At 66.2% G+C, this 7,823-nt stretch carries 7 protein-coding genes; 4 read left to right on the top strand and 3 right to left on the bottom strand.

The features are described 5' to 3' along the window. The 3 genes from JK358_RS33570 to JK358_RS33560 form a co-directional block, all read left to right on the top strand. A partial coding sequence (locus JK358_RS33570; protein ID WP_232852340.1) for a VWA domain-containing protein occupies positions 1 to 1,661 on the top strand: 1,661 nt, incomplete at its 5' end. 9 nt (positions 1,662 to 1,670) lie between these two features. Continuing rightward, positions 1,671 to 2,258: a hypothetical protein gene (locus JK358_RS33565; protein WP_201955510.1), complete on the top strand. Its 588-nt coding sequence runs from the start codon at positions 1,671 to 1,673 to the stop codon at positions 2,256 to 2,258. After that, a complete protein-coding gene (locus JK358_RS33560) occupies positions 2,255 to 3,388 on the top strand; it encodes a hypothetical protein (RefSeq protein WP_201955508.1) in 1,134 nt (377 codons plus the stop codon). The genes JK358_RS33565 and JK358_RS33560 overlap by 4 nt, the downstream gene beginning before the upstream one ends. Positions 3,389 to 3,442: 54 nt before the next feature. On the opposite strand, the gene ilvC is transcribed toward JK358_RS33560, so the two are convergent. From ilvC to JK358_RS33545, 3 genes are all read right to left on the bottom strand, one after another. Beyond that, a complete protein-coding gene (gene ilvC, locus JK358_RS33555) occupies positions 3,443 to 4,444 on the bottom strand; it encodes a ketol-acid reductoisomerase (protein WP_201955587.1) in 1,002 nt (333 codons plus the stop codon). Positions 4,445 to 4,551: 107 nt separating this feature from the next. Continuing rightward, positions 4,552 to 5,055, bottom strand: coding sequence for an acetolactate synthase small subunit (gene ilvN / locus JK358_RS33550; RefSeq protein WP_181581209.1), 504 nt, complete (start codon positions 5,053 to 5,055; stop codon positions 4,552 to 4,554). Further along, positions 5,052 to 7,007 (bottom strand): acetolactate synthase large subunit, encoded by a 1,956-nt coding sequence (locus JK358_RS33545; protein WP_201955506.1) that lies wholly within the window; start codon positions 7,005 to 7,007, stop codon positions 5,052 to 5,054. Before JK358_RS33545 ends, ilvN begins: the two co-directional genes overlap by 4 nt. A 319-nt stretch (positions 7,008 to 7,326) precedes the next feature. Between JK358_RS33545 and JK358_RS33540 the strand changes: the two genes are divergently transcribed. After that, the gene (locus JK358_RS33540) at positions 7,327 to 7,788 is read left to right on the top strand and encodes a PH domain-containing protein (protein WP_307817869.1); all 462 of its coding nucleotides are present in this window, start codon (positions 7,327 to 7,329) and stop codon (positions 7,786 to 7,788) included. Positions 7,789 to 7,823: the final 35 nt, after the last annotated feature.

The following is a 7,823-nucleotide window of genomic DNA, read 5'->3' as shown; positions in this document are numbered from 1 at the left end:
TTAGGATCGCGCCAAGAGGGGAAAGGGTGACGCTATTGGCGATCCGGCGCACGAAAATGCTTGTCGCAGCGATTCTCACGGTGTGCGGACTGGCGACGGGATGCGGTACCGGGGAAAAATCCGGGACCATTGTCGATTACGACCCCGCGCCCGAGGTGCTGAATATCGTCGCGGGGTCCGAGCACGACGCGGTGTTCCAGCAGATCGTGCAACCGTGGTGCGGCACGCAGAAGCTCACCTGCACCATGACGAAGATGGGCTCGGTCGATCAGGCTCGGCTGTTGACGTCGGGCGATACGCCGCCCTATGACGCATTCTGGTTCGCCTCCAGCGTTTTTCAGCAGCTGGGGGACGACGGGCATCGGTTGCAGGAGGTGCAGCCGATGTTCAGCACCCCGCTGGTGTACGCGGGGCGCAAGTCGGAGTTCGACGCGCTCGAGTTCACCGGGCGCGAGGTCGGGATCGAGGAGATTCTGGCCGCCGTCGAGGCGAAGAAGACCACGGCGTGGATGACGAATCCGACGCAATCCAATTCGGGGGCAACGGTTCTGCTCGGGTTCCTGAACTATTTCGCGGGGAACGGCCCGGGTGTCGCGCTCACCCGGGAGCAACTGGATTCGGAACCGGTGAAAGCCGGGATCACCCGCTTCGCACGGGCTTTCGCGCGGACGCCGCCCTCGACGGGGCTGCTCATGGACGAATGCCTGGCCGCGCCGCAGGACTGCAAGACGCTGTTCACCTACGAGGATCTGGTGATCGAGCGGAACAAGGAGCTGGTGGCGCAGGGGAAGGAGCCGCTGCAGGTTCTCTATCCCAAAGGCGTGCTGGCGATTTCGGATGCTCCGCTGGGATTCCTGTCGCACGGTGACAACCCGGACAAGCGGACGAACTTTCGGAAGCTGCAGAGCTTCCTGCTGCAGGCCGATACGCAGAAGAAGCTGATCGAGCTGGGACGGCGGCCGATCACCAGCATCGGGCTGTCGCTGCCGGACGCGCCGAAGGAAGTGTTCAACTCCGCCTGGGGAATTCAGGCGAATCTGCAGGGGCAGCCGATCACCTATCCGGCGGCCGCGGTGATCGACGCGGCGCTGGACAACTATCAGACCGTGTACCGCACGCCCACCGATCTCGTGTACTGCATCGACGCCTCGGGCAGTATGGACGGCAACGGCGGCTGGAAGGGCGTGCAGCGGGCCGCTGATCTGCTGTTCGATCCCACCGAATCGAAGAAGTATCTGCTGCAGACCGGGCCCAAGGACCGCACCTCGGTACTGGTGTTCGACACCAATACGGTGTCGCAGCCCTGGACCGAGGGCAACAGCGCCGCGAGCCTGGGCGCGCTGCACAAAGCGATCGACAGCCGCAGTCCCAGTGGCAATACCGGCATCTACAAGTGCCTGTCCACGGCGGCGCGGCAGTTCAGCGGGACGGCCGATCCGGCGCGCAAGCGACTGGTGATCCTGATGACCGACGGCGCGGACACCGAGGGCGGCAAAGGGCTCGACGAGATCGCGCGCACCGGTGTGCCGGTCGTGACCATCGGCTTCGGTGAGGGTGTGAAGGACGATGCGCTGCGGGATATCGCGCAGCGGACCGGCGGCTCCTACTTCACCTCCGACGATATGGTCATGGCGCTGCGCCAGGCCACCGGATACCGGTGAGGGGTGCGCTTGCCCAGTAATACCGCCGTCATCACGGCACTGGTCGCGCTGGTCATCGCATTCCTCGGGTTGTACGCCGTGCTCGGATCGGCGGGCGGCGCGGCACTGGTGGCGGTGGGCGTGGCGGTGCTGGCAGGCGTTGCGGGACAGTCATTTTCGAAGGCGAGCGGGCGACGGCAGCTGACCCGTTCGGTGCAGGACCGCAATCAGCGGGTCGCGCAGCTGGCCGCCAGGGTCGGCGACGGCGAGACCCGGGCTTCGCTGCTGCGGGCCTGCGAGCGCATACCGGTTCTGCTGGAGCGCACCGAAAAGCACGATCCCGCAAGCCTTTCCATGACCTCGGGCAAACTGCTCGACTATCTCGCCAGCGTCGAATCCGTGCTGGACCGCTACCTGGAGATCCAGGCGCATCCGGCGGCCTTCCACAATGCCGACGCCCTGCTGACACACAGCGCCCGGGTGCTGGCCGTTTTCGAAACCTTCGCCGTGCACAGCGCCGACCAGGTCGGCCAGCAGGATATGGAGCGCTTCTTCACCGCGCTGGCGCACCTCGAACTTCTCAATCCCCCTGGGCTTCCCCGCAGCGAGGACCGATGAACAAATCTCGACTTCCCGTTCTGATCGCCGTCGCGGTGGCCGTGGTGGCCATTGCCGTGGGCGTCGTGGTGATCCGCGACAGCAACAAGGCTCCTGCCGCCGCCACCCGGCTCACTTGCCTGGGTGGATCCGAAAAGTCGTCGCTCATGGCTGATTCCGAGATTCAGGGCATCCTGCGCGACAAGTACTCCCTCGAGGTGAACTTCGACAAGCGCGGCTCCTACGACCTGGTGCAGATCCCCACCGATCAGCTGCGCTCCCAAAAGGTCGACTGCCTGTGGCCGTCGTCCGCCAGCGCCCGCAGTGTCTTCGAGAGCACCCACAACACCGACGACTTCCCCGGCTACCGCGCCGAATCCGTCCTCGAATCCCCCGAGGTGATCTACGCGGGCACTGCCGCCACCGATGCCCTGCTCCGCGCGGGCATCGTCGTTCAGCGCGAGAACTCCTACTACATAGTCGATTTCAAACGCCTGCTGCTGGACTACGTGCTCCCCAAACAAAAATGGGAATCCCTGAACGCCCAGAACCTGGCCGGCCCCATCCGCATCACCAGCACCGACCCGAAGTCCTCCAATTCCGGATTCACCCTGGCCCAACTGGAACTCACCATCGTCGCCTCCTCCGACGTCTACCAGCCGCCCACCGTCACCGAGGCCAAGACGGGCCTCCCGACAGTGCGCGGCCTCTACGACGCCCAGGGCCTGCAACCCGACAGCTCCGACGGCGGCTTCCGCGAATGGCTCATCCAGGGCGCCTCCACCCTCTACGCCGGCTACGAGAACCAGATCCTGCAGCAGCTCACCGCCTACCAGGACAACCCCTCGGCCACCGAGGCCCTGCTCAACGGCACCCGCCTGCTCTACCCCGACCCCACCATCTTCAACAGCAACCCGATCCTGACTCTCACCCAGGCGGCGCAACCCCTGATCACCGCCCTCCAGGACCCCGAGATCCAGCAAATCGCCTGGAAGCGTTACGGTTTCCGCTCCGCCACCCAGCTCGGCTCCGCCAATGCCGCCGACTTCCCGCGGATCCCCCTCGCCATGCAGCCCCGCAACACCACTCCCCCGCGAGCAGATGTCACCCTGCTCCTCCTGGCCTGCATCCGCGACAACGTCTGCAGCTGAAACGAGAAGGGCCCGCCCGGAATCCGGACGGGCCCTCTCGAGATCTACGAAACCTCAGGCGGTTTCGGTGATCGGGCGGTCGACCCAGCTCATCAGGCCGCGCAGCTTGGCGCCGGTGACCTCGATGGGGTGCTCGGCGTTCTGCTTGCGCAGGCCCTCGAGCTCCTTGTTGCCGCCTTCGACGTTGGCGACGAGGCGCTTGACGAAGGTGCCGTCCTGGATGTCCTTGAGGATGGCTTCCATGCGCTTCTTGGTGTCGGCGTCGATGACGCGCGGGCCCGACAGGTAGCCGCCGAATTCGGCGGTGTCGGAGACCGAGTAGTTCATGCGGGCGATGCCGCCCTCGTACATGAGGTCGACGATCAGCTTGAGCTCGTGCAGGACCTCGAAGTACGCCATTTCGGGGGCGTAGCCGGCCTCGACCATGACCTCGAAGCCGGTCTTGACCAGTTCCTCGGTGCCGCCGCAGAGCACGGCCTGCTCACCGAAGAGGTCGGTCTCGGTCTCTTCCTTGAAGGTGGTCTTGATGACGCCGGCGCGGGTGCCGCCGATGGCCTTCGCGTAGGACAGGGCCAGGGCCTGGCCGTTGCCGGTCGGGTCCTGGTCGACGGCGATCAGGGCCGGGACGCCCTTGCCGTCGACGAACTGGCGGCGCACCAGGTGGCCGGGGCCCTTCGGGGCGACCATGGCGACGGTGACGTTGGCCGGAGCCTTGATCAGACCGAAGTGGATGTTCAGGCCGTGGCCGAAGAACAGCGCGTCGCCGTCCTTGAGGGAGGGCTCGATGTCATTGGTGAAGATCGACGCCTGGGCGGTGTCGGGGGCCAGCACCATGATCACGTCGGCCCACTCGGCGACCTCGGCGGGGGTGCCGACGGTCAGACCGGCCTCTTCGGCCTTCGGGCGGGACTTCGAACCCTCGGCGAGACCGACACGCACGTCGACGCCGGAGTCGCGCAGGCTCAGCGAGTGGGCGTGGCCCTGGCTGCCGTAGCCGATGACCGCGACCTTCTTGCCCTGGATGATCGACAGGTCGGCGTCATCGTCGTAGAACATCTCGACTGCCACTTTGGGTTCTCCTTCTGGATTCTGTGTTTAAAGCATTGGTCCCGGCTGAAAGCATGCCGGGTGGTCTTGCGGATGGCCGCAGGCGCGGCCGGTTACTAGCGAGTCGCGGTGATGGACTTCGGCCCACGGCCGACAGCGACCACACCGGACTGGACGATCTCGCGGATGCCGTACGGCTCCAGCATGCGAAGCAGCGCATCGAGTTTCGAGCGGGTGCCGGTCGCCTCGACGGTCAGCGCGTCGGGTGAGACGTCGATGACCTTGGCGCGGAACAGGTTCACGGCTTCGATGACCTGGGTGCGGACCGACGCGTCGGCGCGCACCTTCACCAGGATGAGCTCGCGGGCCACCGAGGTCTCGGCGTCCTGTTCGACAATCTTGATCACGTTCACCAGCTTGTTCAGCTGCTTGGTGACCTGCTCGAGCGGCAGATCCTCGACCGTCACCACGATGGTCATACGCGAGATCTCCGGGATCTCGGTGCCACCGACGGCCAGGGACTCGATATTGAACCCGCGGCGGGAGAACAGCGACGCCACGCGCGCCAGCACGCCCGGCTTGTCCTCCACCAGCACGGAGAGGGTGTGGGTGGTGCTCATTCCTCGGTCCCCTTCTGGGCGCGCTCGTGCGACATGGCCTCGTGGATCACCGCGGGCTCGGACGCCGACTCGTCGTCGTCGAACAGCGGGCGGATGCCGCGCGCGGCCATGATCTCGTCGTTCGAGGTGCCGGCGGCGACCATCGGCCACACCTGCGCGTCCTTGCCGACGATGAAGTCGATCACGACGGGACGGTCGTTGATGGCCTGCGCCTCACGGATGGCGGCCTCGACGTCCTCTTCCTTCTCCACGCGGATACCGTGGCAGCCCAGGGCTTCCGCGAGCTTCACGAAATCCGGGATGCGCAGGGTGTGCGTGCCGAGGTCGGTGTTGGAGTAACGCTGTTCATAGAACAGCGTCTGCCACTGCCGCACCATGCCCAGGTTGCCGTTGTTGATGAGCGCGACCTTGATCGGCACGCCCTCCACGGCACAGGTGGCCAGTTCCTGATTGGTCATCTGGAAGCAGCCGTCACCGTCGACCGCCCAGACCTCGCGGTCCGGTGCGCCCATCTTGGCGCCCATGGCGGCGGGCACGGCGTAGCCCATGGTGCCCAGGCCACCGGAGTTCAGCCAGGTGCGCGGCTTCTCGTACTTGATGAACTGCGCGGCCCACATCTGGTGCTGGCCGACGCCGGCGCAGTAGATGGCGTCCGGACCGGCGAGCTGACCCAGCTTCTCGATCACGAACTCGGGCGAGAGCGAACCGTCCGACGGCGGGGTGTAGCCCAGCGGGTACGCGTCGCGCACGCCGGACAGGTAGCCCCACCACTCGGTGAGATCCAGCAGCGGTGCGGGAGCGGAGCCCGCGGAGCTCCCCGAAGACACAGCGCCGGTGGCCGGATCGGCCTTCAGCGTCTCGATGAGCTCGGCGATGACCTCACGGCAGTCGCCCACGATCGGGACGTCCGCGTGCCGGTTCTTGCCGATCTCGGCCGGGTCGATATCGGCGTGGATGACCTTGGCGTTGGGCGCGAAGGAATCCAGCTGACCGGTGACGCGGTCGTCGAACCGCGCGCCCAGGGTGATCAGCAGATCCGACTTCTGCAGGGCCGCAACGGCTCCCACGGTGCCGTGCATACCCGGCATACCCATGTTGAGGGTGTGCGAGTCGGGGAACGCGCCGCGCGCCATCAGGGTGGTGACCACCGGGATGCCGGTCAGCTCGGCCAGTTCGAGGAGTTCCTTGGAGGCGTCGGCCTTGATGACGCCGCCGCCCACGTACAGCACGGGGGCCTTGGCGTCGAGGATCATGCGGGCGGCCTCGCGCACCTGCTTGCCGTGCGGCTTGGTGACCGGACGGTAGCCGGGCAGTCGCATCTCCGGCGGCCAGGAGAAGGTGGTCTGCGCCTGCAGCACATCCTTCGGGATGTCCACGAGCACCGCGCCGGGGCGGCCGGTGGAGGCCAGGTGGAAGGCCTCGGCCAGCATGCGCGGGATGTCGATCGGGTCGGTGACCAGGAAGTTGTGCTTGGTGCACGCCATGGTGATGCCGGAGATATCGGCTTCCTGGAAGGCGTCGGTGCCGATCAGCGAGCGGCCGACCTGGCCGGTGATGGCCACCAGCGGCACCGAGTCCATCTGGGCGTCGGCGATCGGGGTCACCAGGTTGGTCGCGCCGGGGCCGGAGGTGGCCATGCAGACGCCGACCTTGCCGGTGGCCTGCGCGTAGCCGGTGGCGGCGTGGCCGCCGCCCTGCTCGTGGCGCACCAGCACGTGGCGGACCTTGGTGGAGTCGAACAGCGGGTCGTAGACGGGAAGGATCGCACCGCCCGGAATACCGAATACCGTGTCGACGCCGAGCTCCTCGAGGGAGCGGACAACAGACTGCGCGCCGGTGACCCGCTCGGGCGGGACCTGGCGACGATTCGGGGTTGCGGCCGGAGCCGCGGCCGGGGCCGAAGGCGCCGGCTTGCGGGCCGAGGGCCCGGGCCGTGCGGTAGGTGCGCTCACCGTCTTGGTTCCTTACTGCTTAGTCGTTCGAGTCCACGGGACTTGCCTGAACACAAAAAAGCCCTCGACAGCCTTGGCTGTTCGAGGGTGGCGCGTCGCAGTTGCGAGCTGACGTAATGACCTACAGTCGTCGGCTCAGCGCTGGACGCGCCGGCCGATTACGAGCAACTCGTTTCGATTCACGCGCATGACGGTAAGCGCGCGCGAGTCGTTCAGTCAAACAGCTGACCTACGGCGTCTCATTATGTGAGACAGAGCGGTTGTTCGGGTTCGTTCAACACAATGCGAGGATGGGGGTGTGTCGTCATCGCATCAGTCCGTGCCACCAGCACGATCGTCCCATACGCCCGACAATGGATCGGACACGGGTCATGTGATCCGCATTCCCCGGCTGGCCCATCTCGGCGTCTTCCTGCTGCTGTTCTCCGTCGCCTTCCCCTTCTTCGGAGCGCCCGAAGTCCTATGGGTGTTGTTCGCCATACCCCTGGCCCTCGTGGTGTGGGTCGAGCGCACCCGGACCACGGTCTCCGACAAGGGCATCGACACCCAGACCATGTTCAAGACCCGGCATATCGACTGGTCACAGGTGAAGGGCCTGCAGATCCCCAAGCGCGGCTACCTCAAACTCCACCTCACCGACGAGACCGATGCCACCCTCCCCGCAGTCGGCTTCGACCGCCTCGGCGAACTCGTCGTAGCCTCCAACGGCCGCATCCCCGACCCGTTCGTGGAGCCGGAGGAAGAGGACGCGGACGCCGGGGAAGAAGAGTCGCAGGAGTAACGTTAGAGGCCCGCCGAGCACCTTCGGCGCAGTCG

Source organism: Nocardia acididurans (assembly GCF_016741815.1).
In the GTDB taxonomy this organism is placed as follows: Bacteria; Actinomycetota; Actinomycetes; order Mycobacteriales; family Mycobacteriaceae; genus Nocardia; species Nocardia acididurans.
This window is presented reverse-complemented; position numbering and strand designations above follow the sequence as displayed.

Bases quoted from the DNA above. Each gene is read 5' to 3' on its own strand.
- JK358_RS33560 (WP_201955508.1), top strand. From the start codon at position 2,255: ATGAACAAATCTCGACTTCCCGTTCTGATCGCCGTCGCGGTGGCCGTG.
- ilvC (WP_201955587.1), bottom strand. From the start codon at position 4,444: ATGTTCTACGACGATGACGCCGACCTGTCGATCATCCAGGGCAAGAAG.
- ilvN (WP_181581209.1), bottom strand. From the start codon at position 5,055: ATGAGCACCACCCACACCCTCTCCGTGCTGGTGGAGGACAAGCCGGGC.